This window comes from Scandinavium hiltneri (assembly GCF_024764835.1).
In the GTDB taxonomy this organism is placed as follows: Bacteria; Pseudomonadota; Gammaproteobacteria; order Enterobacterales; family Enterobacteriaceae; genus Scandinavium; species Scandinavium hiltneri.
The window spans coordinates 107,227-132,833 of the sequence record NZ_JALIGE010000072.1 but is presented as its reverse complement, the minus strand read 5'-3'; the positions used below and the strand labels follow the sequence as shown (position 1 = coordinate 132,833).

Annotated in this window: 23 protein-coding genes and 1 pseudogene; 11 read left to right on the top strand and 13 right to left on the bottom strand. The window is 53.2% G+C overall.

What is annotated here, in order from left to right:
• Positions 1-81: 81 nt before the first annotated feature.
• Positions 82-951 carry a MurR/RpiR family transcriptional regulator gene (locus tag MUU47_RS09470; protein ID WP_258987978.1) on the bottom strand — a complete coding sequence of 290 codons (870 nt, stop codon included), beginning with the start codon at positions 949-951 and terminating at the stop codon, positions 82-84.
• 252 nt (positions 952-1,203) lie between these two features.
• Between MUU47_RS09470 and MUU47_RS09465 the strand changes: the two are divergent.
• From MUU47_RS09465 to MUU47_RS09450, 4 genes and pseudogenes are all read left to right on the top strand, one after another.
• Positions 1,204-1,317: pseudogene (locus MUU47_RS09465) on the top strand (hypothetical protein); the annotation flags it as partial.
• Complete coding sequence (zwf, locus tag MUU47_RS09460) at positions 1,308-2,783, top strand: glucose-6-phosphate dehydrogenase (protein WP_125353802.1); 1,476 nt, start codon at positions 1,308-1,310, stop codon at positions 2,781-2,783. The pseudogene MUU47_RS09465 and the gene zwf, both read left to right, overlap by 10 nt.
• Before the next feature lie 235 nt (positions 2,784-3,018).
• On the top strand, positions 3,019-4,830 hold the full coding sequence (gene edd / locus MUU47_RS09455; protein ID WP_258987977.1) for a phosphogluconate dehydratase: 1,812 nt from the start codon (positions 3,019-3,021) through the stop codon (positions 4,828-4,830).
• Between the two features lie 39 nt (positions 4,831-4,869).
• The gene (locus MUU47_RS09450; RefSeq protein ID WP_110512253.1) at positions 4,870-5,508 is read left to right on the top strand and encodes a bifunctional 4-hydroxy-2-oxoglutarate aldolase/2-dehydro-3-deoxy-phosphogluconate aldolase; all 639 of its coding nucleotides are present in this window, start codon (positions 4,870-4,872) and stop codon (positions 5,506-5,508) included.
• Positions 5,509-5,585: 77 nt separating this feature from the next.
• Here the strand turns inward: MUU47_RS09450 and purT are convergent, their stop codons facing one another.
• Entirely contained in the window at positions 5,586-6,764 is a 1,179-nt protein-coding gene (purT, locus tag MUU47_RS09445) for a formate-dependent phosphoribosylglycinamide formyltransferase (protein ID WP_258987976.1), read from the bottom strand.
• 157 nt (positions 6,765-6,921) lie between these two features.
• On the opposite strand from purT, the gene yebF reads away from it, so the two are divergent.
• The 3 genes from yebF (at position 6,922) to ptrB (ending at position 10,149) form a co-directional block, all read left to right on the top strand.
• Positions 6,922-7,269: a protein YebF gene (gene yebF, locus MUU47_RS09440; protein ID WP_125353805.1), complete on the top strand. Its 348-nt coding sequence runs from the start codon at positions 6,922-6,924 to the stop codon at positions 7,267-7,269.
• An 85-nt stretch (positions 7,270-7,354) separates the two neighbouring features.
• Positions 7,355-8,008: a tellurite resistance TerB family protein gene (locus tag MUU47_RS09435; RefSeq protein ID WP_258987975.1), complete on the top strand. Its 654-nt coding sequence runs from the start codon at positions 7,355-7,357 to the stop codon at positions 8,006-8,008.
• An 80-nt stretch (positions 8,009-8,088) separates the two neighbouring features.
• A complete protein-coding gene (gene ptrB / locus MUU47_RS09430; protein WP_258987974.1) occupies positions 8,089-10,149 on the top strand; it encodes an oligopeptidase B in 2,061 nt (686 codons plus the stop codon).
• Here ptrB and exoX read toward each other — a convergent pair whose 3' ends face one another.
• The 3 genes from exoX to MUU47_RS09415 all read right to left on the bottom strand — a co-directional run bounded on the left by exoX (position 10,150) and on the right by MUU47_RS09415 (position 11,869).
• Positions 10,150-10,809, bottom strand: a complete 660-nt coding sequence (gene exoX, locus MUU47_RS09425) for an exodeoxyribonuclease X (protein WP_159776131.1) — start codon at positions 10,807-10,809, stop codon at positions 10,150-10,152.
• A gap of 28 nt (positions 10,810-10,837) precedes the next feature.
• A complete protein-coding gene (locus tag MUU47_RS09420) occupies positions 10,838-11,530 on the bottom strand; it encodes a nitrilase-related carbon-nitrogen hydrolase (protein WP_258987973.1) in 693 nt (230 codons plus the stop codon).
• A gap of 108 nt (positions 11,531-11,638) precedes the next feature.
• Positions 11,639-11,869 carry a DNA polymerase III subunit theta gene (locus MUU47_RS09415; RefSeq protein WP_110512246.1) on the bottom strand — a complete coding sequence of 77 codons (231 nt, stop codon included), beginning with the start codon at positions 11,867-11,869 and terminating at the stop codon, positions 11,639-11,641.
• A gap of 138 nt (positions 11,870-12,007) precedes the next feature.
• On the opposite strand from MUU47_RS09415, the gene yobA reads away from it, so the two are divergent.
• Genes yobA through MUU47_RS09400 form a run of 3 tightly spaced genes read left to right on the top strand, consistent with a single transcriptional unit; the run spans position 12,008 to position 13,609 of the window.
• Positions 12,008-12,382: a CopC domain-containing protein YobA gene (yobA, locus tag MUU47_RS09410; protein ID WP_258987972.1), complete on the top strand. Its 375-nt coding sequence runs from the start codon at positions 12,008-12,010 to the stop codon at positions 12,380-12,382.
• A 2-nt stretch (positions 12,383-12,384) separates the two neighbouring features.
• On the top strand, positions 12,385-13,254 hold the full coding sequence (gene copD / locus MUU47_RS09405) for a copper homeostasis membrane protein CopD (RefSeq protein WP_258987971.1): 870 nt from the start codon (positions 12,385-12,387) through the stop codon (positions 13,252-13,254).
• Between the two features lie 16 nt (positions 13,255-13,270).
• Positions 13,271-13,609, top strand: a complete 339-nt coding sequence (locus MUU47_RS09400; protein ID WP_258987970.1) for a YebY family protein — start codon at positions 13,271-13,273, stop codon at positions 13,607-13,609.
• Between the two features lie 466 nt (positions 13,610-14,075).
• Here MUU47_RS09400 and MUU47_RS09395 read toward each other — a convergent pair whose 3' ends face one another.
• The 3 genes from MUU47_RS09395 to MUU47_RS09385 all read right to left on the bottom strand — a co-directional run bounded on the left by MUU47_RS09395 (position 14,076) and on the right by MUU47_RS09385 (position 18,641).
• Positions 14,076-16,931 carry an EAL domain-containing protein gene (locus MUU47_RS09395; RefSeq protein ID WP_258987969.1) on the bottom strand — a complete coding sequence of 952 codons (2,856 nt, stop codon included), beginning with the start codon at positions 16,929-16,931 and terminating at the stop codon, positions 14,076-14,078.
• A gap of 496 nt (positions 16,932-17,427) precedes the next feature.
• Positions 17,428-17,571 carry an Ecr family regulatory small membrane protein gene (locus MUU47_RS09390; protein ID WP_258987968.1) on the bottom strand — a complete coding sequence of 48 codons (144 nt, stop codon included), beginning with the start codon at positions 17,569-17,571 and terminating at the stop codon, positions 17,428-17,430.
• Positions 17,572-17,699: 128 nt separating this feature from the next.
• The gene (locus MUU47_RS09385) at positions 17,700-18,641 is read right to left on the bottom strand and encodes a VirK/YbjX family protein (RefSeq protein ID WP_258987967.1); all 942 of its coding nucleotides are present in this window, start codon (positions 18,639-18,641) and stop codon (positions 17,700-17,702) included.
• Positions 18,642-18,806: 165 nt separating this feature from the next.
• Between MUU47_RS09385 and pphA the strand changes: the two genes are divergently transcribed.
• Positions 18,807-19,451 (top strand): protein-serine/threonine phosphatase, encoded by a 645-nt coding sequence (gene pphA, locus MUU47_RS09380; RefSeq protein WP_258987966.1) that lies wholly within the window; start codon positions 18,807-18,809, stop codon positions 19,449-19,451.
• Here pphA and MUU47_RS09375 read toward each other — a convergent pair whose 3' ends face one another.
• The 5 genes from MUU47_RS09375 to yebS form a co-directional block, all read right to left on the bottom strand.
• Positions 19,452-19,643 (bottom strand): YdfD/YebW family protein, encoded by a 192-nt coding sequence (locus tag MUU47_RS09375; RefSeq protein WP_258987964.1) that lies wholly within the window; start codon positions 19,641-19,643, stop codon positions 19,452-19,454. It abuts the gene before it with no gap.
• A 93-nt stretch (positions 19,644-19,736) separates the two neighbouring features.
• On the bottom strand, positions 19,737-19,976 hold the full coding sequence (locus tag MUU47_RS09370; protein ID WP_159755463.1) for a YebV family protein: 240 nt from the start codon (positions 19,974-19,976) through the stop codon (positions 19,737-19,739).
• A 115-nt stretch (positions 19,977-20,091) separates the two neighbouring features.
• Positions 20,092-21,516 carry a 16S rRNA (cytosine(1407)-C(5))-methyltransferase RsmF gene (gene rsmF / locus MUU47_RS09365; protein WP_258987962.1) on the bottom strand — a complete coding sequence of 475 codons (1,425 nt, stop codon included), beginning with the start codon at positions 21,514-21,516 and terminating at the stop codon, positions 20,092-20,094.
• 78 nt (positions 21,517-21,594) lie between these two features.
• Complete coding sequence (locus tag MUU47_RS09360; protein WP_258987960.1) at positions 21,595-24,231, bottom strand: PqiB family protein; 2,637 nt, start codon at positions 24,229-24,231, stop codon at positions 21,595-21,597.
• Positions 24,200-25,483: a membrane integrity lipid transport subunit YebS gene (gene yebS, locus MUU47_RS09355; RefSeq protein WP_258987958.1), complete on the bottom strand. Its 1,284-nt coding sequence runs from the start codon at positions 25,481-25,483 to the stop codon at positions 24,200-24,202. The genes MUU47_RS09360 and yebS overlap by 32 nt, the downstream gene beginning before the upstream one ends.
• Positions 25,484-25,607: the final 124 nt, after the last annotated feature.

The window sequence follows — 25,607 nt, the reverse complement described above, 5'->3', positions numbered from 1 at the left end:
AATTCGGACGTTCACCTGTGCATAGTCTAATGCTGGAACTTAACCGAATGTACAAATAGGTTACAAGCTTGTTATAAACTTTTAATGATTATCACTGCTAACCTGCAGTTCCTTATCAAAGCGCGATTCCTTCAACGCTTCCTTGACCCGCTTCAAGTTATCCCGGAATTTTGCCCCACGACGCAGGGTAAACCCGGTCGCGAGGACGTCAATTACCGTGAGCTGGGCCAGCCGGGAAACCATCGGCATATAAATGTCAGTATCTTCGGGCACGTCAAGCGTGATGGCTAAAGACGCCTCTCGCGCCAGCGGCGTTCCCGCGGTAGTGAGCGCAATCACCATGGCATCGTTTTCACGCGCCAGTTGCGCCAGCTCGACCAGACTCTTGGTGCGCCCGGTGTGTGAGATGAGCACCACAACGTCACCATCGCTGCAGTTCATACCGCTCATTCGTTGCAATACGATGTCATCGGAATACACCACCGGCACGTTGAAGCGGAAAAATTTATTCATCGCGTCATGCGCCACGGCAGCGGAAGAACCTAATCCGAAGAAGGCGATTTTTTTCGCCTGCGTCAGCAGATCCACCGCGCGATTGACGGCGGCCATATCCAGCGACTGACGCACGTGGTCAAGGCTCGCCATTGCCGATTCAAATATTTTACCGGTGTACGCTTCCACGCTGTCGTCTTCATCGACGTTGCGGTTAACGTAAGGAGTGCCGTTTGCGAGACTTTGTGCCAGATGCAGCTTAAAATCAGGAAAGCCCCTGGTGTCCATGCTACGACAAAAACGGTTAACGGTCGGCTCACTGACCGAGGCCTGTAATGCCAGCGTCGCGATGCTGGAGTGGATAGCCTGAGAAGGGGAGGTGAGGATCACTTCCGCCACTTTACGCTCGGATTTGCTAAGGTTTTCCAGATGGGACTGGATTTTTTCCAGCATGTTCATGGTTAACAGGCGCTCATCGGTGAAAGCGATTCCATTAATGGGTGAAATCGCCGGGCAATTTAGTGAGAATATACCCCCTGTGGATCCTGCAATGCAGAAGAAAGAGGGCAATTTACGTTGTTTTTTTTCATTACATGATCACAGTCGACTTTTGCCGACAGAATTGTGGCGAAATGACGAGCGAAAATAAGCTGTTGGCCCACTCCAGCCGGGGTTTTTATTCCAGAAATGCGTTTATCTGGCGTCGGCGGGGGTAAGGGGTTTCGGCATTAACGTAAACACAGTACAGTGCAGCGTAAGAAAATTACAAATAGCGCCTGGCAGAAGCACCAGGCAATCCAACTGAGGAGAATGACATGGCGGTAACGCAAACGGCCCAGGCATGTGATCTGGTCATTTTCGGCGCGAAGGGTGACCTGGCGCGTCGTAAATTGCTGCCTTCCCTGTATCAACTGGAGAAAGCGGGCCAGATCCATCCGGACACGCGTATCCTTGGGGTAGGACGTGCCGATTGGGACAAAGATGCATACACCAAAGTGGTGCGCGAGGCGCTGGAAACCTTCATGAAGGAGAAGATTGATGAAAGTCTGTGGGACTCCCTGAGTGGGCGTCTGGACTTTTGCAATCTGGATGTCAACGACACCAAATCCTTCACCCGCCTCGGCAAAATGCTCGATCAGAAAGAACGCACCACCATCAACTATTTTGCGATGCCACCGAGCACCTTTGGCGCTATCTGCAAAGGTCTGGGCGAAGCGAAACTGAACGCTAAACCGGCGCGCGTCGTGATGGAAAAACCGCTGGGTACATCCCTGGCGACATCCCGCGAAATCAACGACCAGGTCGGCGAATATTTCGAAGAGTGCCAGGTTTACCGTATAGACCACTATCTCGGTAAAGAGACCGTACTCAACCTGCTGGCGCTGCGGTTTGCCAATTCCCTGTTCATCAATAACTGGGATTCCCGCACTATCGATCACGTGGAAATTACCGTGGCGGAAGAAGTGGGCATTGAAGGGCGTTGGGGTTACTTCGATCAGGCCGGGCAGATGCGCGACATGATCCAGAACCACCTGCTGCAAATTCTGTGCATGATTGCGATGTCGCCGCCGTCTGACCTGAGTGCAGACAGCATTCGTGATGCCAAAGTGAAAGTGCTGAAATCGCTGCGTCGTATCGACCGTTCCAACGTGCGCGATAAAACCGTACGCGGCCAGTACACTTCCGGTTTTGCACAGGGCAAAAAAGTGCCTGGCTACCTCGAAGAAGAGGGTGCAAACAAGAGCAGCAACACCGAAACCTTCGTGGCTATCCGCGTTGATATCGATGACTGGCGCTGGGCTGGCGTACCGTTTTACCTGCGTACCGGTAAGCGTCTGCCGACCAAATGTTCCGAAGTTGTTGTGTACTTCAAAACGCCTGAACTAAACCTGTTCAAAGAGTCCTGGCAGGAGCTGCCGCAGAACAAGTTGACCATTCGTCTTCAGCCGGACGAAGGTGTGGATATTCAGATCCTCAACAAAGTGCCGGGTCTGGATCACAAGCACAACCTGCAAACCACCAAGCTTGATCTGAGCTATTCTGAAACCTTCAACGAAACGCACCTGGCCGATGCTTATGAGCGTCTGCTGCTGGAAACTATGCGCGGTATCCAGGCGCTGTTCGTGCGTCGTGATGAAGTGGAAGAAGCCTGGAAATGGGTCGATTCAATCACCGAAGCCTGGGCTGCCGATCAGGATGCGCCAAAACCGTATCAGGCAGGCACCTGGGGTCCGGTCGCTTCCGTGGCGATGATCACCCGTGATGGTCGGTCCTGGAACGAATTTGAGTAGAGTGTGACGCTACTCCGTTCAGGTTACTTTACCGGTAACATGATCTGACACAGCATCTCGTGCGAAATTTGCACTTTTAAGCCCCGGGAGGTTCACCCTCGGGGCTTTTTTCATTACAATTATGGGAGATGAATTTGCCCCTGAGCTACAGCATACGCGCGTTTCAGCATTGTTAATGACTCCTGAATTTCGTGTTAATGCATAAGCCCAGACACTCAGAGTTTGAGGAGCTTTTATGAATCCCGCACTGTTACGCGTAACAAAACGTATTATTGCGCGCTCTAAAGAAACCCGTCACGCCTACCTCGCCCGCATCAATCAGGCCAAATCCGATACTGTTCAGCGCTCACGTCTGGCCTGCGGTAACCTGGCGCACGGCTTCGCGGCTTGCCAACCGGATGACAAAGCGTCGCTGAAAAGCATGCTGCGTAATAACATCGCCATCATCACCTCTTATAACGATATGCTTTCAGCGCACCAGCCGTACGAGCACTACCCGGACGTTATCCGCAAAGCGCTGCACGGCGTGAACGCGGTGGCTCAGGTCGCCGGTGGTGTGCCTGCGATGTGCGATGGCGTCACGCAGGGTCAGGACGGAATGGAGCTGTCGCTGTTGAGCCGCGAAGTGATCGCCATGTCAGCGGCCGTTGGGCTGTCTCACAATATGTTCGACGGCGCGCTGTATCTCGGCGTGTGCGACAAAATCGTCCCGGGCCTGGCCATGGCGGCGCTGTCATTTGGTCATCTGCCATCGATCTTCATTCCATCAGGCCCGATGTCCAGCGGCCTGCCGAACAAAGAAAAAGTGCGCATTCGCCAGCTGTTTGCCGAAGGCAAAGTCGACCGCATGGCGCTGCTGGAATCGGAAGCCGCGTCGTATCACGCGCCGGGCACCTGCACGTTCTACGGCACAGCCAACACCAACCAGATGGTTATCGAATTTATGGGCATGCAGCTGCCGGGCTCCTCGTTCGTGCATCCGGATGCGCCAATGCGTGAAGCGCTGACCGCCGCCGCCGCTCGGCAGGTGACCCGCATGACCGGCAACGGAAATGAATGGATGCCGCTCGGTAAAATGATTGACGAGAAAGCCGTGGTTAATGGGATCGTGGCGCTGCTGGTGACCGGCGGTTCTACCAACCACACGATGCATCTGGTGGCGATGGCACGCGCTGCGGGCATTATCATCAACTGGGATGACTTCTCTGACATTTCCGACGTTGTGCCGCTGATGGCGCGTCTGTACCCGAACGGCCCGGCTGATATCAACCACTTCCAGGCTGCGGGCGGTGTACCGGTACTGGTGCGTGAACTGCTGAAAGGCGGCCTGCTGCACGAAGACGTAGAAACCGTTGCCGGTCACGGTCTGTCTCGCTACACCATGGAGCCATGGCTAAATAACGGCGAGCTGGACTGGCGCGAGGGTGCGCAGGTATCGCTGGATGAGGCGGTCATTGCCACTATCGACAAACCGTTCTCCCATCACGGTGGCACTAAAGTGCTGAGTGGTAACCTCGGTCGCGCGGTGATGAAGACTTCCGCCGTGCCGCTTGAAAACCAAATTACCGAAGCGCCGGCGGTCGTATTTGAGAGCCAGCATGACGTGCTGCCGGCCTTCGAAGCGGGTCTGTTGGATAAAGATTGCGTGGTTGTCGTGCGTCTTCAGGGACCAAAAGCTAACGGCATGCCAGAATTGCATAAACTTATGCCGCCATTAGGTGTATTATTGGACCGCTGTTTCAAAATTGCATTAGTCACCGATGGACGGCTTTCTGGCGCATCCGGTAAAGTGCCTTCTGCTATCCACGTCACGCCTGAAGCGTACGACGGTGGGCTGCTGGCGAAAATCCATGACGGCGATATGATCCGCGTGAATGGACAAACCGGCGAGCTGACACTGCTGGTGGATGAAGCAGAACTGGCTGCCCGCAAACCGCATTTACCTGACCTGAGCGCATCACGGGTTGGGAGTGGTCGCGAACTGTTCAGCGCACTGCGCGAGAATCTTTCCGGTGCAGAGCAGGGCGCAACCTGCATCACTTTTTAATACGACGAAATTACTCATTCTGGCGAGAGAAAAACTCTGATGAAAAACTGGAAAACAAGTGCAGAAGCAATCCTGACCAACGGCCCGGTTGTCCCGGTTATCGTTGTTAACAAACTGGAACACGCTGTACCGATGGCGAAAGCGCTGGTCGCGGGTGGCGTGCGCGTGCTGGAAGTGACCCTGCGTACCGCGTGCGCCATGGACGCTATCCGTGCCATCGCGAAAGAAGTGCCAGATGCTATCGTCGGTGCCGGTACTGTGACCAACGTTCAGCAGCTGAAAGAAGTGACCGAAGCGGGCGCGCAGTTTGCTATCAGCCCGGGCCTGACCGAGCCGCTGCTGAAAGCTGCGACTGAAGGCACTATTCCACTGATCCCAGGAATCAGCACCGTATCTGAACTGATGCTGGGTATGGACTACGGTCTGAAAGAGTTCAAATTCTTCCCGGCAGAAGCAAACGGCGGCACCAAAGCGCTGCAGGCGATTGCAGGTCCATTCGCGCATATCCGTTTCTGCCCGACTGGCGGCATCTCTCCGGCGAACTATCGCGATTACCTGGCGCTGAAAAGCGTACTGTGCATCGGTGGTTCATGGCTGGTTCCGGCGGATGCGCTGGAAAGCGGTGATTACGATCGCATCACCAAAATTGCGCGTGAAGCTGTAGAAGGCGCGAAGTAAGACTTATTTGCCGGGCGTGACGTTTGCCCGGCGAAATGAAGATAAAGGCGGGAGTGCGTATGCACCTCCCGTCTTTTTTATCCCTTAACGACTACGGCGGCGGCGGCTGATTTCGCCCGCTCAACCGCTGTTTCGACGTCATCAGCCGTTGCCAGCGCCACGCCCAGGCGACGCGAGCCTTCGATTTTTGGTTTGCCAAACAAACGCAGCTGAACGCCTGCCCCGACCGCGGCTTCCACGTTGCCAAAACTGATGTTGCGGCTGGTTAACTGCGGCAGAATGACGGCTGAAGCGGATGGGCCGTACTGGCGGATCGCGCCGATCGGTAAGCCCAGAAACGCACGGACGTGCAGGGCGAACTCGGACAGGTCCTGCGAAATCAGCGTAACCATGCCGGTATCGTGCGGGCGAGGCGACACTTCGCTGAAAATCACTTCATCGCCACAGACAAACAGCTCTACGCCAAACAGGCCGTAGCCCCCGAGCGCCAGGACCACATCACGGGCGACGGCTTCGGCACGCTCGAGCGCCAGCGGGCTCATCTGCTGCGGCTGCCATGATTCGCGATAGTCACCGTCTTCCTGACGGTGGCCGACCGGGGCACAGAAATGTACGCCGTCTACGGCGCTGACGGTCAGCAGTGTGATTTCAAAATCAAAGTTCACCACGCCTTCGACGATCACCCGTCCCGCCCCGGCTCGGCCACCCTGTTGGGCATATTGCCATGCGTCTGAGAGCTGTTCTTCGCTACGGATAAAGCTCTGGCCTTTGCCGGATGAGCTCATCACCGGTTTGATGATACAGGGCAGCCCGATTTCGCTGACGGCGTTACGGAAGCTTTGTTCGCTGTCGGCAAAACGGTAGCGGGAGGTTGGCAGTTTGAGTTCTTCTGCAGCCAGGCGGCGAATGCCTTCCCTGTTCATGGTGAGCTTTGTCGCGCGGGCGCAGGGCACCACGTGCTGACCGGCCTGTTCCAGTTCAATTAGCATGTCGGTGGCGATGGCTTCGATTTCCGGCACGATAAAATCTGGTTTTTCCTGCTCAACCAGCGCCTTCAACGCCTGGCCGTCCAGCATATTAACGACGTGGCTGCGATGGGCAACGTGCATCGCCGGGGCATCCGCATAGCGATCGACGGCAATGACTTCGATACCCAGACGCTGGCATTCAATGGCCACTTCTTTACCCAGCTCGCCTGAGCCCAATAACATCACGCGGGTTGCCGCCGGACGCAGCGCTGTGCCTAGTACAGTCATATCGAAATTCCACAGTAAAAAAATGGACGTCAGTATATACGAAAACGTTTGCGTCTGTCTCGGGTGAGAAACGTCGTGATAAATAACAGGCGCTTACTTGCGTTGTCGGTGTTTTGTACCATGCTTTTTAGGGTTATCAGGCGTGAGAGAAAACCCTATGAAAAAGAGAACAGTAATGACGGCAGTTTTGCTGTTGATGAGTAGCGTTGCAGTCCAGGCAGCCAGTGAGAAAACGGTGTCAATTAGCAAGTGTGAAGGACTGGATGCCGACGGCATTGCCGCGACGGTGAAGCAGGATTACACCCAGAACCGGATTAATCAGTGGGCGGATGACCAGAAAACACTGGGGCAGATTGATCCCGTGGCCTGGATTAATCCCCATGACGTGACCGGGAAAAAGGATAAATGGAAAGTGCCGCTCACGGTGCGCGGGACAAATACCGATTTGCATTACGTCGTGACAGTGGATTGTGCAGCAGGCAGCGCCACCTATCGCGCGCAGTAATTTTCGGATCTTTAGCCAGGCCAGACGTTTCCTGACACCGGCTTGCTTAGGCTGAGAGCATTCATCTCAGTATGACGAGGATACAATGGCAAACTGGCTAAATCAGATTCAATCGCTTCTCGGACAATCATCGTCTTCTGCCCAGTCATCCGGCGAGCAGGGACTCAGTAAACTGCTGGTTCCCGGCGCGCTCGGCGGTCTTGCGGGGCTGCTGGTGTCCAGCAAATCATCGCGCAAACTGCTGACAAAATATGGAACCGGTGCGCTGCTTGTCGGCGGTGGGGCGGTAGCGGGCAGCGTGTTGTGGAACAAGTACAAAGATAAAATTCGTATGGCGCATCAGGGAGAACCGCAGTACGGGCAGCAAATCAGCCCGGTGGATATGCGCACCGAACGCCTGATCCTGGCGCTGGTGTTTGCCGCGAAAAGCGACGGGCATATCGATGATAAAGAACGGGCGGTGATTGATTCGCAGCTGCGTGAAGCGGGCGTGGAAGCGCAGGGGCGTCAGCTGGTAGAGAAAGCCATCGCCCAGCCGTTGGATCCACAACTGCTGGCCAAAGATGTGCGCAATGAAGAGGAAGCGCTCGAACTTTATTTCCTGAGCTGCGCGGCTATCGATGTCGATCACTTTATGGAACGTAGCTATCTGAACGCGCTCGGCGATGCGCTGAATATTCCGCAAGAGGTGCGGGAAGGCATAGAGGCCGATTTAAAGGCGCAAAAACAGGCACTTTAACCTCAAGTTGGCATGTTTCGCTTGCATCGCTCTGCACATTTGCCACCCTTAGGGTAGGTAACTTGCAGAAGAACAACGACATGCCACCAAAAGCAAAACGCATTCCCCACACCATGACACTTCATGGTGACACCCGCGTCGACAACTACTACTGGCTGCGTGACGATGATCGCACACAGCCTGCGGTGCTCGACTATCTGAAGCAGGAAAACGACTACGGCCGCGAGGTTATGGCGTCGCAGCAAAACCTGCAGGACAAAATCCTGAAGGAGATTGTCGACCGCATTCCGCAGCGTGAAGTCTCTGCGCCCTACAGTAAAAATGGCTATCGCTACCGGCAGATTTACGAGCCGGGCTGCGAGTACGCGATTTATCAGCGTCAGTCAGTGCAGAAAGAAGAGTGGGACGCCTGGGAAGTGCTGCTCGACGGCAATCAGCGCGCGGCGCACAGCGAGTTCTACACTCTCGGTGGGTTAGGCGTTTCGCCGGATAACGCGCTGATGGCGCTGACGGAAGACTATCTTTCGCGTCGTCAGTACGGCCTGCGCATCCGCAGCCTGGAAAACGCTAACTGGTATCCGGAGACGCTGGAAAATGTCGAACCGGGCTTCGTCTGGGGCAATGATTCACAAACGCTGTACTACGTGCGTAAACATCCGACGACGCTGCTGCCGCATCAGGTGTGGCGGCATACGGTGGGTATGCCGGTCACCGCCGACGAACTGGTGTACGAAGAGAAGGACGACACTTTTTACGTCAGCCTGCACAAAACCAGCTCGAAGCATTACGTGATAATTCATCTGGCCAGCGCCACTACCAGTGAAGTGCTGCTGCTGGATGCTGAACTGCCTGATGCTCAGCCGCTGCGTTTCCTGCCGCGTCGCAAAGATCATGAATACAGCGTCGATCATTTCCAGCATAACTTCTATTTACGCTCCAACCGCGAAGGCAAAAACTTTGGTCTTTATCGCTCGCCCGTGCGCGACGAAAGCCGTTGGGAAGCGCTGATCCCTCCGCGCGATGAAGTGATGCTCGAAGGCTTTACCCTGTTTACCGACTGGCTGGTGGTCGAAGAGCGCCAGCATGGCCTGACCAGCCTACGGCAGATTAATCGTAAAACCCGGGAATCCACCGGGATTGCATTTGATGATCCAGCGTATGTGACCTGGCTGGCTTATAACCCGGAGCCCGATACCGCGCGCCTGCGTTACGGTTATTCCTCGATGACGACGCCGGACACGCTGTTTGAGCTGAATATGGATACCGGCGAACGAACGGTGCTGAAGCAACAGGAAGTGAAGGGCTTCGATGCCAGCCGCTATCGCAGCGAGCATCTGTGGATCAACGCGCGGGATGGCGCGGAAGTGCCGGTTTCGCTGGTGTATCATCGCGAGCATTTCCGTAAAGGGAACAATCCACTGCTGGTGTACGGTTACGGTTCATACGGCGCCAGTATGGATGCGGATTTCAGCAGCAGTCGCCTGAGCCTGCTCGACCGTGGTTTCGTGTTTGCCATCGCCCATGTTCGCGGCGGCGGCGAATTAGGCCAGCAGTGGTACGAAGACGGCAAATTCCTGCTGAAGAACAACACCTTCAACGATTATCTTGATGTGTGCGATGCGCTGCTGGCGCAGGGCTATGGCAATCCTGAGCTTTGTTATGGGATGGGTGGCAGCGCCGGTGGAATGCTGATGGGCACCGTTATCAACCAGCGCCCGGAGCTGTTCCATGGGGTGATTGCTCAGGTGCCGTTTGTCGATGTGGTGACGACGATGCTCGATGAGTCGATCCCGCTGACCACCGGTGAGTTTGAGGAGTGGGGCAACCCGCAGGAGCCTGAGTATTATCACTACATGAAAGGCTACAGCCCGTATGACAACGTTGTAAAACAAGCCTATCCGCACCTGCTGGTCACCACCGGTCTGCATGATTCTCAGGTGCAATACTGGGAACCGGCCAAATGGGTGGCGAAGCTCAGGGAGCTGAAAACTGACGACAATCTGCTGCTGTTGTGTACCGATATGGATTCCGGGCACGGCGGGAAATCGGGGCGCTTCAAAAGCTATGAAGGTGTGGCGCTGGAGTTCACATTCCTGATTGCGCTGGCCCAGGGTACGCTGCCGGGCCAGGCACCACGATAGTTATTCGCCCAGCCAGTGCTTGAGGGTTAAGCGCAGTTCTGGGCTCATCGAATTGAGATTATTGAACAACCAGCGGAGGTAGCCGGGATCTTTCTCGGCCACTTCTGACACTGGCTTCCCGCGGTATTTGCCGAAGGTGAAGGTGGTCATCAGTGCCGGGCGCCCGGTAATATCGGCCATCTGATCGGCATTCCAGCCGGAGACGTTCATAATATCAATCAGCAATGCGGCGGTAATGTAGCAGTCATACAGCGCCCGATGATGATGCAGGCCGGGCGGGGTCGCGACGTTCAGCTTGCGTGATTTGTAGAGCGCCATGTTGCTGTACTTGATACCCGGCCACAGGCGACGGGCCAGTTTCATGGTGCAAATCCACTCGCCGTTCATTTCAGGCAAGACGCGGCGGTCGAAGCTGGCGTTATGCGCCACGTACCAGGTGCTGCCCTGATAATGCGGCACCACTTCCTCAATCCACGGCTTATCAGCAACCATCTCTTCGGTGATGCGATGGATGGCCATCGCCTGCGGGCTGATCGGCCTGTCCGGGCGCACGAGATGGCTCATGGGGTTGGTTATCTTGCCGTCAACGATGTCCACCGAGGCGATTTCAACCACGCCTCCCTGTAAATCGCAGGTTTCCGTATCGATAACGCGTAACATTGTGCTCTCCCGGCTGAAAAGAGGCAGGTTATGCGCCACAGAGGCTTTCGTCAATGGCGCAAAGGCTTTCACGCAGCGGAATGATGTCGCCTTCCCAGCCGCCTTCGTATTTGCGACCGGTCAGCAAAAGGTCTCCACTGTCGGCGCGTACAATCAACTGACCGTTTTCATCCCACAGCGCGCTTCCCACGGCGTAGTTAGATTTTAATACCGCGATGGCGTAGCGGTGGGCCAGGCGCTGAAGCTGCTGCACTGACTGCTGTTGCTGGAATTCACAGGTACAGGTTCCGGTGGCCAGCAGCGTGGCATTCGGGTCGAGTTCGATAGCGTCGGCTTCGGGAGCCAGCACGCTAATGTGCAGCGTCTGTGGCGTCAGGCAGGTGCCCTGACCTTGATGCATCGTAAGCGGTGAGGACGCGCCGGGCACAAAAATAGCCACACCCTTTTGACAGTCGCCGTTCATGTCGACCGGTAAACCAGCAATGATTGTCATCCCGTGACGTTTCGCCGCAACGCAAAGCGGTTGCAGGAGTTCATCTGTGGGGATGGGGGAGAGGGGATAATCGGTATCCGGTCCAGTCAGCGACATTTCCGGGAACACAATCAGCTGGCAGGTAAGCTTTGCCGCCGCTTCAATAAAACACAAATGATGGTCAATATTTTCCGCAACACTCCTGTTGCGGGCCGTGTACTGTGCAGCAGCAATCGTCCATGCAGGCATAGTGGCTTCCTTATCACTCTTCCTGACTCAGAGTCCCTGAGTCATACGTGAGAATCTTCTCAAGATTGTAGCAGTGGTAGTGTAAGGAAGTGTAACAGTCAGTAATTCTTACTTCTGTTTCGGTTCGTATGGCAGGCGGGACAAGTTTACCGAAGCCAGGCGATGTGCGATCAGACGCTCGCGAAACCAGTCGCGAAGGTGCGTCGGCTGTTCACGTTCCACCACTTCTGCCACGATAGGCATATTGTAACGCTCTTTAAATGCAACCCCGGCGGCGGCCAAATCGACGTTAATTTTGTCCATCTCGTCCTGGGGAAGTTTTGCCAGATTGGTGTTCATCTTGGGCTCCTTCTGATATCGGGCCTGAAAGTACTAAGAGTGTCGCGAAATAGCAAGACCAACGGCGGCGAATCTCGACGTAAACATTATACGAGGTTATTCTCTCACCCAGATATATAACAAAAGGGAATGTAGAGAATGAACCGTATCGCCTCCCGCGCGCTGCGCACCGGTGTTTTCCTGACCTGCGTTTTAACCACTTCCGCGGCCTTCGCCCATGCCCATCTTAAGCATCAATATCCTGCTGCTGACGCACAGGTCACGGCGGCTCCACAGGCGCTGACCCTTAACTTCTCCGAAGGGATTGAAGTGAAATTCAGTGGCATCACGCTGACGGGGCCACAACAGGCGCAGGTGCCTGTTGGCGCTGTGAAGCTCAATGAAAAAGACAACACCCAGCTTATCATCCCGGTCGAGCAGTCTCTTAAACCCGGCGATTACACCGTTGACTGGCACGTGGTGTCGGTGGACGGTCACAAAACCAAAGGCCAGTACCACTTTAGCGTGAAATAACCGTGCTGGCATCGGTGTATGTCGGGCTGCGAGGCCTGCATTTCATTGCCGTAATGCTCGCCTTCGGCTGCGCGCTGTATGGCGCCTGGTGGGCAACGCCTCAGCTGCGTCGGCTGATGATACAACGCTTCCTGCCGTTCGTGCGCGTTGCGTTGCTGGTGAACGCCGTCTCGGCAACGTTAATGCTGATGCTACAGGGCGGCCAAATGGGCAACGGCTGGGGCGATGTCCTGCAGCCTGATGTCTGGCTCGCCGTGGCGGGCACGCGCTTTGGCAGCGTCTGGCTTTGGCAAATTCTGCTGACGTGGATAGCGCTGATTGTGGTTTGTCTGAAACCCCATCGGCTGGCACCGCTATTGCTGATTCTGTGCGTTGCACAATTTTTACTCATGGCGGGCGTAGGGCACGCGGCAATGCGCGATGGCATTGTTGGCGGGTTGCAGCGGATGAATCACGCGGTGCACCTTTTGTGCGCGGGTGCCTGGTTTGGTGGCCTGCTGCCGTTCCTGTACTGCCTGCGCCTGGCGAAGGGGCCCTGGCGCATCGAGGCCATCAATTCCATGATGCGTTTTTCTCGTTGGGGCCATCTGGCGGTCATTGGGGTGATCATTAGCGGGCTGGCTAACGCCTGGCTGATTCAGGGGCAGCTGGTGACGGGTACGGCATATGGGCGTCTGCTGTTGGTGAAATGTGCGTTCGTGGCGCTGATGGTGGTAATCGCCCTGGTGAACAGGTATGTTCTGGTGCCGCGAATGGCGACAGACAGACAGCGCATACAGCGGCTGTTTGTGCGCACGACGCAGGCGGAAATGATTTTAGGGGCTCTGGTGCTGGCGGCGGTAAGCCTCTTCGCAACCTGGGAACCGTTCTGAATTAAGTGGCAGAATCATGAAAAAACTCGTTTTATCAATGTTGTTACTGGCAACAACTGGAACCGCCCTGGCGGCGCCACAGATTATAACCGTCAGCCGTTTTGAGATGGGTAAAGAACAGTGGGCATTCAATCGTGAAGAGGTCATGCTGACCTGTCGTCCGGGCAATGCGCTGTATGCCATAAACCCCAGCACGCTGATGCAATATCCGCTGAATGAGGTTGCTGAGCAGGAAGTGAAGGCAGGGAAGACCAATGCCCAGCCGATTTCTGTGATCCAGGCCGACGATCCGGCGCATGAAGGCCAAAAGATGAGCCTGGGACCGTTTATCGCCCGGGCTGAAAAGCTCTGCTGAGTCGCAACGCTAACTGATTGACAGACAATAAAAAACCGCAAGTTTTTCTGACGAAAGCTTGCGGTTTTTGCGTTTTGTGACGCTTTGCTCACGGTTTTTTTCTGACCACTTTTGTCGCGGACTGGAAAACCTGGCATGGTCATCTATTCTTAAAGGGCAAGGCGATTTTAGCCTGCATTAATGCCAACTTTTAGCGCACGGCTCTCTCCCAAGAGCCATTTCCCTGGACCGAATACAGGAATCGTATTCGGTCTCTTTTTATCTGTAAGCAACATCAGTAACTTACAGTGTCAGCCTGAAAATTTCCCACATTTCCACGACCGACCCGTTTTCTTTTATATCACATCAAAATTGGGCTTAACATTTTTTTTACACGAAAAATGCAGATCACCACCTACTCGTTTTGCTGTTTATCCCGGTATTTTTCGGTGTCAGGTTATTAAGGGATTAATGAGACCGTTCTTGCTCATAGCGATAAAGTAATTTGACCGTTATCAATGTGCCATTCGCTGAACGGCTTCGGGCGCCCATAGTGATAACCCTGTGCAAGCAGGCAACCCATAGCGTGTAATTTATCACCCGTTTCCTGATCTTCAATCCCCTCAGCAACCAAGGGAACGCCAAAGCTTTTTGAAAGACTCAACACGGAATTTATCACCGATTCGCTTCGACTATCTTCCATTACACCACTGACAAACTGGCGGTCAATTTTAAGTTGATCAAACGGGAGCGTATGCAGGTAAGACAGGCTGGAATAACCTGAACCGAAGTCATCCAGGGAGATAGTGACACCGATTTCACGTAAGGCCTTCAGATGTCGGCACGTATTGGTTCCGCTGCCAACCAAAACACCCTCGGTAATTTCGATGCAAAGATTATAACCCTGTAACCCATGCTGTCGGAGTGACTCAATCACTACTTCTGCGAACTCATTCGCTTGTAGCTGGATGGGGGAAATATTTATATGCAGTTTGAAATCTTCACAGTTGCCGCGAGCCATCAGTGCGGCCAGCTCGCGGCACGCATTGTTAATGATCCATTCACCCAGTGGAATTATGAGGCCTGTCTCTTCCGCTATTGCGATAAATTGATCCGGCGGCACATTCCCCAGCACCGGGCTTTCCCAACGCACCAGACATTCACCTTCGCGACATTCCGTATTTCCATCCAATCCAACAATTGGCTGCATCACAAGATAGAACTCTTCACGCTCAAGTGCGTGGCTCAGTTGTTCATGCAGCTGAATATGGAGCAATCCGGAGGCATGCATATCCGGAGTGAAAAGTGTTACTTTGCCATTGCCCTCGCGGCGGGCGTGATGCAGGGCGATGCCCGCATAGCGTAGAACTTCATCAAGGTTTTCAGGCGTTAAAGCTTCCTCGGCCAGGCCGGCGTTACCTTCGATACGCAATTCATGTTGGCCGATATTTGGCATATCCTTAATGCTGAAAAGCGAATGTGCTTTTTGCTTCCATAAGCTGAGTTGCTCCACCGTTTTGACGGGAGGGAGAATAACCACAAGCTTATCCATGCGTTCACGGCAAATGATGATGTCTTCCGGGAAAGTATCTGTGATGCGTGAAATCAGATATTTCATGAGTGAGCGGCCATAATCCTGGCCCAACAGGTTAGTGAGCGAAGAGTGGTTACTAAGATGGACCAGCATCAGGACGCTACGGTTATCCAGATATTCAGGATGATGGCGCAACCCGGATATCGTCAGAGAGCCGGTTTCGACATCCTTCTCCAGCATGGGGTGCGGAAGCTTTTCGGTCAGTGTTACGTTCTTACGGCTCGGTAAGCGGGTCGGTCGATTTTTCATGACGTATAGCTTTTCGTCGGCTATTTGACAATCTTTGGCAAAATCACCGGTAAATTCCTGGATGCCATATGAGCACGAAATTGGAATAGTAATACTGTCATATTGAAAATGTTTGAGCTTTTTCTGTGCCTGCTGCATTAGCGCACTGGCAGACGAATAGTTACACCATGGCATCAGCAGCAGGAACTCGTCTCCACCCATGCGAATAATCGTATCAGACGCTCGCAACGTCCTTATTAGCGTATCGGAGAAATACGCCAGAGAAAGGTCACCGACATGATGCCCGTATGTGTCATTGATGTCCTTGAACAAATCCAGATCCACCGCCACGATTATCCAGGATTCATGTGCGGACATGGAGTTGATAATGACCTCCCCGCCTTCCCTGGAGAATGCACGGGTCAACGAGTCGTAGCTGAGTCGTTTCAACATGTTCATAATGTTGCGGTACGCATTTATTGACGAAGCGAAAAAAATCAGCAGGATAAGATTAGTAAAGACGAATCTCCATGGTCTGTGGTGCAGGACATTATATAAACCGACCTTCGCGTTGATGATAAAGCCTGCGGTTAAGGGTATTTGCACAATCGGGAAGGGGGTATAATCTATTTTTGTAGGTGTTATCGCCAGATCTGGGCCACCGCGTCTGCTCTGCAGAGTCAGTTGATAAGATGAGGGCGTGATGCCGGTTTGGATGAAGTATTTATTAAACAACTCAGACAGGTCTTTGGAGGTATAATCGGTGGAGATAATTCCTTCAACGCTGCTTTTATTATAATTTAGATTATTTGAAATCACCGGCACGCTGAACGTAATAACAGGCAGTCCAGTTAATGAATCTGTATAAACATCGCTGTAAAGACGTTCTGATACCAGGAATGCTTTTTGAGCTTTAACTTTTCTGGATACTTCGTCTAAATAAGAATTGATTGCCAGGTGAGGTGATGTGAATTTATATCCGCTTTTCTTTACCGGTTCAAAACTGTAAGCGTAGTTAAGATTCGCACTGAAGAAATAAGTCCAGTAGGATGTTTTGTTTTCATTACTAAGGCTATTCCAGAATGAATTGAGAATCGCCGATATTTTTCGATCGTTAACGCTCACGTCACCAGAGGCAAACATTATATGCTTCTGATACAGGCTGGGGTCTATTTCATTTTCTTTGAAATTAACGCTGGAACCCAATTTTCCAGCAATATCATTACTGGAAAGAGCAACAAGATCCCCAAGTGCCGAAGCGATATTTTTATTTTTTTCAATATTCTGATTAATTACGACAGCTATGTCAGAGGTGGCGAAGCGTGCGCTACGAATCATGTCAAGATAAGAGAGTAATAGCAGAGCGGTATTGACTATCAAAATGATAGTTAACAAAGAGAAAATAAGAGCTCTTTTCTCGATTTTGAACGCGTTTATAGTTTTCATAAAATGAAGGATACAAACCCAATTGTATTTCACAAAAGAGAATGCTAACACTGCAGTAATGTCGCCCGTCAACAAATCTTGTTTATTTCTGGATGGCGACAGTGAATTTTATCTATAAATAAATTACCACAAAATATTCACGTATCCATAAACATTCAATAATATGGTGTTAACATACAATTAATGCGACAGAGAACAGTGCTTTTAAATCGGGATATAAAATATCAAACAGTATTGAAAATTTGACTTTAGCTATAGATTTAAATGTATGCTCCGAAAAAAACATAAAAAAAACCCCTTCGCTTCGCAGGGCAAAGGGGAAAAGCTTGCAATGAATATTATATTTTCGGACTCACTTTTGCGGCTTTACAGGGATATGCAGTGCCACGAGGTGGTTTGGTCTGAAAGTTGCGCGTCCAGGGATGTGGAGTCAGTCAGACCTGAAACGTATTGCTACGTGCTGTCAGGAAGAAGCAGCCGCCGCGCTATGTTTCGCAAAGAATGGTATGCATCAAGGTGATTTGATTCAAATACCATCTTGTTTAATTTTGAATATGTGTAACCGCAGGGATTATTCGGGCGTGACGATATCGGGGTAGAGAAGGGTTTCAAGATAGCTGACCATGACCCAAATTTGATCGCTCAAAATGAACCAGATGCCCAGTCCAAGTAAAACCAGAACCAGAATTATCAGGGCAATTTCGATTTTGCTCATAGCCAGAAAGTACCGCCAGCGAGGTATCAGAGGAATACCTCATGATGATAGCGAAACATCAAGAGATTGTGCAATCTCAATGCGCGAAAGCCTCTGCCAATGTACAGCAGAGGCCAACGCAGTTACGCTTACTTGCGCGGGATAAGTGCGATGAACTGGGCGGCCATCTCATCGAGCAGCGCAAAGCGGCGGCGGTACTCTGCACGTTTTTTGCTGGCAATATCTTCAAGAGATTTACGCTCCTGCGCCAGGGGCAGCTGCCAACGGAAGGGGTCGCTTTTAACGCCGTCTAACGATGCCCAGAATTCGTCGTAGCTGGCATGGAAATGACGGCCTTTACTGAAGCGGTAGCGAAGGGCGCGGAACACATGGCCATTATCGCTGACGCCGGAAAGCGTGGTTATCCCGCACTCGGCGGCCATCAGGCCAAAGCATTCAACCAGGATACGTTTCGGGAAAAGCCCGTAACAGGCGCGTGTGGCGTGCTTAATCACGTCATGAGAAACGCTGCGACGCGGCCCCTGCAGGCCACCGACGATAAGCTCCCAGCCGTTGTTGCTCCGGGCAACACTGAATGTTGTGCTGGCCAGTACCGTATTGTCTGCGTCACAAAACCACAGCGTGCTTTCCCCTTCTCGTTCGGCCTTACGCGCGCAGGAGGCATACAGCGTAAATTGTGTACCCTCTTTGCCCTCAAAGCTCAGTAATGCCGTAGGCTCCGTGGCGGTTAATGCCGCGGCAAGTTGGGTGCTTTTAAGCGAGTCAATAAACTGATAATGACCGATGATAGCTTGCGCCCGCTGCATTGATGATAAACCGCGTGCCAGATACTGGCGGTGCGTTTTGCTGGGCAATGTGACCTGCGCATTCAGCAGGCGCATGAAGTCAGGGCGCTGGCCGAGAGTGTCGAGCATCAGTCGGGTTGAGCGATAAAAAATCATCGTGCGCAGCAAAAACTTCAGGCGATAGTCGGCTTTTTTCCATATGGGGGCAGGGGCAAGTTTGCCACTGACCAAGTCGGAAATAAGATGCGCGCGCAGTTCAGGTGAATTTTCTGGTGTGTCTGACAAACTGTTAACCTCATTATGGTTCTTTTCTTATCTTACAGGCTGTTTAGGTTAATCTTAAATGATTGTAAGAATTTATTTTGAGTTTGTTCAGCCATTGTTTAAACAACGCCACGGGCGTTGTAAGGGCTTTGGTATCCCCTATACTTAAACTATGGGGGCAACGCTATGTATCAACGAATTGACGGCAAATCCTGGCGGCATATTTGGCTCATTGGCGACCTACATGGCTGCTTTAATTTGCTGATGCCTAAACTCCAGGCTCACGAATTTAATCCTTATCAGGATGTACTCATCTCCGTCGGCGACCTGATTGATCGCGGGCCCGACAGTCTCAAATGCCTTGAACTTATTCATCAAAAATGGTTTTTCGCTATTCGTGGAAATCACGAGCAAATGGCGATGGATGCGCTTGAACATCAGCAGCTATCGCTGTGGGAATTGAATGGGGGAGAGTGGTTCGAGCACTGCACTGCGAGCGAGCAGGCTGAGGTGCGACGTTTGCTGCAGGCCTGTCATCAATTGCCGTATGTCATCGAAGTGGATGCCGAATCAGGCGTGCATGTGGTGGCTCATGCCGATTATCCAGCTGCGCATTACCAGTGGCAGCAGGAGGTAGACTGGCATCGGGTACTTTGGGACCGGCAGCGGCTGAGCGATCATCTGGCAGGGAATCACGCCCAAATTGATGGTGCGGATCACTTCTGGTTTGGGCACACGCCGTTAAAACACCGTTATGATGCGCTTAATCAGCACTACATCGATACCGGTGCGGTGTTTGGCGGTGAGTTGACGCTGGTCCAACTTCAGTAATTACAAGTCACTGTATTCCTGGGCCGGACGCCAGAAACCGTCAATAAAATCCTCAACCGGGAAGCAACCGCCATGTCTTAATCGCTGAACGTCCATCGCCCGTTCGCACTGCGGCCCGGTGTTGTAAACATCCACCACAATATCTTCGCAGCCACCATCGAGATAACAAATAAACAAAACCAGAGCGAACATCGCATCCTCACACTTTTGCGTGGTGTCTTAAGTGTAAGAGAAATAAGTGGAAGGGGAAATAAATAACCCGCCTGTGGGCGGGTTCCTTTTGAATCAGGCTAAGCGCATGACCCAGGCATCGGACTTACTGTCATAGTGTTTGCGGTATAGAACAGAGTGTTCTCCATCGAGAATGGCGGGAACGCTGGTATCGGCATCCCACGCATCGAGTTGCATGCACAAATCGGGGTCGGATTTACAGGGAATGCTTAACGTTCGCTCCCCTTGCTGCTCGCCATGCAGCTCGCCGTCATCAATTTCAAAGGCGCCTATTCGTACGCTGGTTTTGGTCATAATGCTCTCCGGTTGTCTGCTTCATTGTGGTATGACCAGTTAGGTCTTCCCATTTTTTAGCGTAGACAAGGGCGAGCATTTTGCCAGTCAGAACGTGCTTATTTTTGGCTCCGCGTTACGCTTTGGCAGCGAACAATTTTCCGTCCCGAACCAGTTCACGCGGATAGCTATTCTTGAGACGCGACCCGACTTTTTTCGCCAGCCCCAGCGGATGTCCCTGAAAGGTCACAATAACATCATCACGCGCTGGCGGTGTTTCCGGCCAGACATCGCGTCCGCGATACCACTCCTCGGCTTCCGCTTGCGTCAGTTCGAAGCGCGCACTTTTTTCTCCCGTCAGCGCGATAACGGCTTCGTGCTGCCAGCGGAATCCTTTGTTGAAGGTTTCGGCCAGACGCAGACCGATGCGAGAAAAACGCACTTTGCCCAATAATGGCTCAATCTCTGCCGGGAACAGCCAAATCTCTTTATCGCGCTGCCAGAGATTCAGATTTTCCTCCCAGTGCAACCCTACGGCGGCGGCAGCTTGCTTCACCGCCAGGGATTCGCGGGTCCGCATCGGCATGAAGGGGAATTTGCCGACTTTGTAGCCCGGTGCGGGCAGGGCTTCAATGGCCGCGGTTTTCTTCAGTCGCGCGACAAAGAATCCTTCGCAATCGAAAATCTGTGGAAAGACGTGCAGGAAACCTTCGGGCGTCAGCGCCTGGGTTGCGCCGTCGAAAAGCGTGTCGAGCGGCATGATTTCGACCGCCTGGGGATAGCGTGCCAGAAGCCAGCTCAGCACGTCCTCGTTTTCGTCACGGTTCAGCGTGCAGGTGGAATACACCAGCGTGCCGCCTGGGCGCAGCGCATGAAACGCGCTGTCGATAAGCCCACGCTGGGTCTGGGCTATTTCGAGATTGCTTGCCTGGGACCAGTTTTTCAGCGCATCGGGATCTTTGCGCACCACGCCTTCACCGGAGCACGGGGCGTCGAGCAAAATCGCGTCGAATGACTCTGGAAGTGCGGCGCCGAAAACCCGGCCATCGAAATGGGTCAGGGCAACGTTGCTTATCCCACAGCGGCTGATATTCGCGTGCAGGACTTTAACTCGACTGGCGGAAAGCTCGTTGGCTAAAATAGCCCCTTCGTTCCCCATTCGCGCGGCAATCTGCGTGGTTTTGGAACCCGGTGCTGCGGCAACGTCCATTACCCGTTGAGGACGATTTTCGTCAGCAAACAGCGAGGTGACCGGCAACATTGAGCTTGCTTCCTGAATGTAAAACAGACCGCTCAGGTGTTCAGCTGTGCTGCCAAGCGGCAGGGCATCTTCGTCTTCGCGCTCAATCCAGAAACCTTCTTCGCACCACGGTATGGGCGTAAGTTGCCAACCGTACGGCGCAACCAGCTGCAGAAAATCCGGGACAGAAATTTTGAGTGTATTAACACGGATACTGCGGCGCAGCGGGCGCTGGCAGGCGGCGATAAAATCGTCGAAGGAGAGATGAGTCGGCATTGCTGCACGCATCACCTCAAGAAAGGAGTCAGGAAGATAAGCCACTAAACGCACCAGATTCATAAACGGGTGCGCAGTTTAGCACAGCGACTCCGGCTTCTTACAGCCGGAGTCGCTTCGCGTTTAGCGTGGCAGTGCGGTGCCCCATTCACGCCACTCTTTCGGTTCCGCGTCCTGCAACAGGAAGTGTTTATTTTCCTGTGCTTTCGGCGCGAGAGGCGTACCTGGAGGCGTTGCAAAGGCTATGCCGCCGCGGATGAACTGATTGAAGGTCCCGGTTTTCACTACGCCGCCGATGATACCGAAATCGAGGCTGTAACCTGATGCCAGCCAGAACACCGAGTTATTGCGCACCAGATGCTGATAGCGTTGGCTGATACGCAGGCCCACCATCACGCGGTCTGAGAGTGAACCCAGATGCAGGCCAGTGACCGTACCGACTTCGATGCCGCGGAACAGAACGGGTGTGCCGATGCTCAGCGATCCGGCTTCCGGGGCTTCGACGATGATGCTCAGGCCGTCGAGGTAACGGGAATCGGTGATGGTCGCTTCCTGCAATTCAAAGTCGCGGCGGGGATTGCTGCCGCGGCCCTGTTCAACGTTGATGTACGGCTGCAGGATAGTATCCAGATGTTCTACGCCTGCTGCTGAAATCTGCGGGGTGACCACCGAGAAGCGGGTGCCGCTGCGGGCAAAAGTGTTCACGTATTCCGGATACAACACCGCTTTCGCCTGCACTTCGTTGCGGGCAGTAATCAGCGTCAGGGTCTGAATTTGCCCGATATCGATGCCCAGATAGCGAATCGGCATACCCTCGGAAAGTTTTCCGGCATCGAAGGTATGCAGGGTAATTTGCCCACCTACGGCGCGGGCCGCCGTTTCGGACGGATACAGAATACGTTTATCGCCTTTACGCACGCCGGCACTTGCGCCGCTCAGATTATCGAAGCTGATAGCGCCGCGCAGCGCACGGGAGAGTGGGGCGGCCTGAACCGTCAGCCCGTTACCGTTCAGTTGCACTTTTGCACCACCTTCGGCCCAGAACACGCTGTTTTGCGTCAGAAGCTGGCGGTATTCCGGTTTGACGTGCAAGTCGATATCAAACGCGTTTGCACGTGGGCGAACGGTGATCACTTCTCCGACTTCAAATTTACGATACAGCACGACAGAACCGGCCTGGACGTCTGGCAGCGTGTCGGCAGTGAGCGTCATCGTCGTCGTCGGCAGTTCGCCCAGACTGTTTTCAATCGCTTTTTCAAGATTGGCAAACAGCGGGTAGCTCTGCTTCATAGGGCCTTTTTCACCTGGCAGAACACGAATGCCACCGCTGAGCCATTCGCTGGCGCTGGCGCCTAGGAATTCAATACCGTCGAGACCGACTTTGACGTCCACACGGCTGTTGACCACGAATTTGCTGTCACCGTGTACCAGGTCGCGATATTGCGGATCGATAGCGACAGAGAAGGAGACCCCTTTATTGTTCAGTGTGCGCTCAAGCACCTGACCAATTTTAATGCCGTGCAGAATAATGGGTTGCCCGGCTTCGACGCCGTAGGACTCCGGCGCATTCAGGGTGAGTGTGGCAACGCCAGGTTCCTGCAACAGCGTTTTATCGGCAGGGACGACCACGAAATGATTGCGCGGTTCACCTTCGCCGGGCACCAACTCAAAGGTGCTCCCGGTGAGCAGGGCGCTGAGATTTGTATTCTCAAGCGACAGTTTAGGATTACGCAACTCGATGCGGGTTTTGTCGCGCAGCAAATTCACCACGCTCGGATCGACGGTCATTTCACCGCTCACCGCACCACCCGGATTGAGATCCAGTTTGGTCAGCTGTCCGACTTCCAGGCCCTGATACATCAACGAGGTCGAACCTGCTTTCAGGCCAGCGCCGTCAGGAAGGTCTAGTTTGACGATCACGCCTCGCTGGCTGTGGGCCAAATCGGCGTACAGACCAAACTCATCGTTCTGCGCAGCGGCTTTTGAATCTTCGGGGGAATCAAAGGCAATCGCGCCATTAACTAATGCCGCCAGACTTTCAAGCTGCACCTTCGCGCCGCTCAGGCTGACATCGGCTTTAATTCCAGATACGTTCCAGAAACGGCTGCCTTTTTTCACCAGATTGGTGAAGCGGCGGTCGATCAGGATGTCGATAGTGACACCCTGTTTGTTGGCGTTGATGGCGTAATCATAGACGCGACCGACCGGAATTTTACGGAAGTACACCAGCGAACCACTATTGAGCGAGCCCAGATCCGGGGCATGAAGATGGATCATCAACTCGCCATTGTTCAGGCGATATTTCGGCTGCGTATCCAGCGCGGCAAAGTGATCTTTCTTCGCCCCTTTGCCGGGCATCATGCCGATATAGTTGCCGCCGACCAGCGCATCCAGACCGGATACACCCGCCAATGACGCTTTGGGCGTGACGAGCCAGAACTGCGTTTCTTCACGCAGCGCATCTTTCATATCGCCTTTTATGCTGGCCTTCACCTCAATGCGATTGAGATTTTTGGCCAGGCTAATTTCCTGAACGGTCCCCACCTCGACGCCCTGATAACGAACAGGGGTGCGGCCGGGGACAATACCGTCGGCTGAGATGAAATCGATAGTGACCGTTGTGCCACGATCTTCAAAACTGTTCCAGATAAGCCAGCCAGCAATGAGCAGGGCGATTACCGGCAGCAGCCAGAAAGGGGAGATACGACGTTTTGTTTTAATTCTCGCTTCAGTCGGTGAAGCGGGCGTTTCCTGACTCATGTGCATCCCAAAGTAAGCGGCTGTCCAGCCATTCAACAGCAAGAATAGTCAATATTACCGCAGCACCGAAATAAAACGCAGCGGGTCCCATTGTAAAAGCAAGTAACTGATCGCGATTGATAAGCGACATCATCAGCGAGATGACGAACAGATCAAGCATCGACCAGCGACCAATCCAGGTGACAAAGCGCAACAGAAGTATTCGGGTTCTGAGTCCCTGTTCACATTTAAAGTGAATCGACAGCAACAGGGTAAGCATCACCAGCACTTTGGTAAAGGGTACGAGAATACTGGCGATGAGAACCACTGCCGCAACCGGAATGTTACTGCTCCCGAGCGAGATGATGCCGGAAAGAATGGTGTCTTCCTGGCGCGCGCCGTTCACATAGATGATGGAAATCGGGAGCAGGTTCGCCGGAAGCAGGAAAATTATCGAGGCAATCAGCGCGGCCCAGCATTTCTGCAGGCTGTTAGCCCGACGGTGGCGCAGCGGAATATGGCAGCGGCGACAACGCCCACGAGAATCAGCGAATCCGGTATGGTGGCAACCGAGGCAAATCTGTAAACCAGGATCTGCTCGCTGTGCAGGGCGCTGTGGGTAAAAACGGTCCCAAAGCTGTTCCACGTTAAGGTGGATGAGCGTCAGAATACTCAACAGCACCAGCGATATGAAAGCAATCAGGCCAACACCCGGCTGGAGAAACGCGTAGTCCTGAACTTTGATGGAAGCAACGCCCACGCCGACAAGGTAGATATCTAGCATCACCCACTCTTTGAGCTTTTCGAGCATCAGTAGAACCGGGCGAAGATTCATGCCGAGAATATTACCCAGCCACAAATAGGCAATGGCGATAACCAGCACCAGCGGTGCGCCGACGCTGCAAAACAGCACCATCGCCGCGGGGATCGGGTCACCCTGATCGGTCATCTGCCAGATGCCCTGCAACAGGTTTGCATCGATACGCACGCCGAGCAGATGTAAACGCAGCAGAGGCTCGCTCCATGCGAAAGGCATCAGCAACAGCATGGTCACCGCCATTGCCGCCAGACGCGTTAATGACCAGTCGCGCCCGTCACGAATTTTTGCGTCACAGCGAGGGCAATATGCACTTTGTGACGCTTTGACCACAGGTAGGGTAAAAAGCATGTCACATTGCGGACATCGGTGATATTCCACGGGCGCAAGTGGGTTACCAATCGCGTGGACGGTGATTTTTTTGCCCGGCGAAATTTGAGAAGCTCTTAGTGCCATTTATTCGCTTTTGAAATGAATGTATAACTCTATCTTAACCTATGAACGGATTCATCTTGAGCCCGAACGCATTTAATGCTTATTTTATTAGGCTATGCGTCGGCATTGACCGGCTTCGAATTAA